At 73.0% G+C, this 1633-nt stretch carries 2 protein-coding genes; one reads left to right on the top strand and one right to left on the bottom strand.

Going from position 1 to position 1633, the window contains the following annotated elements; all coding sequences use genetic code 11:
* Positions 1-45: 45 nt before the first annotated feature.
* A complete protein-coding gene (locus G4D87_RS37535; RefSeq protein ID WP_163787556.1) occupies positions 46-651 on the top strand; it encodes a hypothetical protein in 606 nt (201 codons plus the stop codon).
* Between the two features lie 15 nt (positions 652-666).
* On the opposite strand, the gene G4D87_RS37530 is transcribed toward G4D87_RS37535, so the two are convergent.
* The coding region (locus G4D87_RS37530; RefSeq protein WP_240358931.1) for a hydrolase at positions 667-1633 on the bottom strand (967 nt) is incomplete at its 5' end.

Here is a 1633-nt window from a genome sequence, read left to right as displayed (position 1 = left end):
GTGGGAGGACGGGCGGGACGGGGCATGTGTCACGGGAGGCAGGGCATGGGGGTGGTATCCGCGCTGGCAGTGGTCGGGGTGCTGCTGACGGCGCAGACAGCGGCGGCTTCGGGGCTCCAGCGGCGCGGCACCCAGGACCCGGAGCGGCTGGCGCCTTTCGGCTTGATGCTGGACGCCAGCGCCCCGGAGGGCGCGGGCCTGTCACTCTCCTTCCGTCCCATGCGAATGCTCCGGCTCCACGTGGGCGGCACGCACAATGGGGTCCGTCCCGGAGCGCGCGTGGGGCTCACGTTGCTGCCCTGGAAGGGCAGCCTGACGCCCGCGCTGACGCTGGAGGCGGGGCATGCGCGGCCCGCGAATGGTGCGGGCCTGGAGCGGCGCATCGTGGACCGCACGCAGATGCCCATCCATTCACTGGAGCGCGTGGGCTACTCCTACGCGAGCGCCCTGCTGGGCTTCGAATGGCAGGCCCCGAAGCGGCTGACCTTCTTCGTGCGCGGCGGCTTCAGCATCATGCGGCTCTACAGCCCTGGCATCGTCGGCGTGGACGAGCAGTTCCGCGCCGCGCTGGAGCCCGCGAACTTCCACGGCTGGAGCCTGAGCAACATCGAGCCCACCGCGAAGCTCGGCATCCTGTGGTCCTTCGGCTGAGCCGAGGCCGCTGCCTCAGGCCGCGCGCGGCTGGGACAGCACCGCGTCGAAGAAGGCCAGCACCTGCGCCTCGGCCCAGAAGTGGGGCCGATGCACCTGGCCTCCGACGAAGCCGACGTGTCCACCGTGCTCCGTCACCACGACGCTCAGGTGGGGATTGTCGACGGCGGCGGGCGGGATGACGGGCAGCTCCAGCATCGGGTCGTCCGCGGCGCTCAGCAGCAGCGTGGGCCTGCGGATGGCGTGCAGCCGGGGCCCGGCGGAGGACTCCGCGTAGTAGTGGGCGGCGTCGCGGAAGCCATGCAGCGCGGAGGTGACGGCGTCGTCGAAGGCGCGGATGGTGCGCGCCGCCTCCATGGCCCGGCCGTCGAAGGCGCTCGGGAAGTGGCGCAGCTTGTCGCGCGCCTTCTGCTTCAGCGTCCGCAGGAAGCGCTCGCGGTACAGCCGGTGGAAGGGGCCGCCCGTGTCGAGCTTGCGGCAGCAGGCGCTCAAGTCATACGGCGCGCTGACGGACGCGGCGGCCTCCACGGGCGCGTCGTCGCCCAGCGACTCCAGCAGCCGGCACAGCACGTTGGCGCCCAGGGAGAAGCCCACCGCGAACAGCGGGCCGGTAACGCGGGCGCGCGTCTCGTTCAGCACCCGGAGCGCGTCATCGATGTCGCCCGAGTGGTACGAGCGCGCCAGCCGGTTGGGCTCACCGCTGCATGAGCGGAAGTTGAGCGCGGTGGCGCCCCAGCCGCGCGTCCGCGCGCCTCGCAGGATGGCGGTGACGTAGCCCGCGCGGGACGAGCCCTCCAGGCCGTGCAGCGCCACGACGTGGGGCGCGCCCGCCGCGCCGTCGAAGGTGTCCAGGTCGACGAAGTCGCCGTCCGGAAGCTCCAGGCGCTCGCGCCGCAGCGCGGGCACGCGGGTGGGGCGCACGAGCGAGGCGTAGATGGTCTGCGCGTGCTCATTCGCCAGGCCGGGCGCGGGCACGAAGGGC

The organism is Myxococcus vastator, assembly GCF_010894475.1.
Lineage (GTDB): Bacteria > Myxococcota > Myxococcia > Myxococcales > Myxococcaceae > Myxococcus > Myxococcus vastator.
Note: the sequence above shows the minus strand (reverse complement) of the source record. Positions and strands in the feature narration are given on the sequence as shown.

What these genes read in the sequence shown, in the direction of transcription:
- G4D87_RS37535 (WP_163787556.1), top strand. Translation starts at nt 46, where the DNA reads ATGGGGGTGGTATCCGCGCTGGCAGTGGTCGGGGTGCTGCTGACGGCG.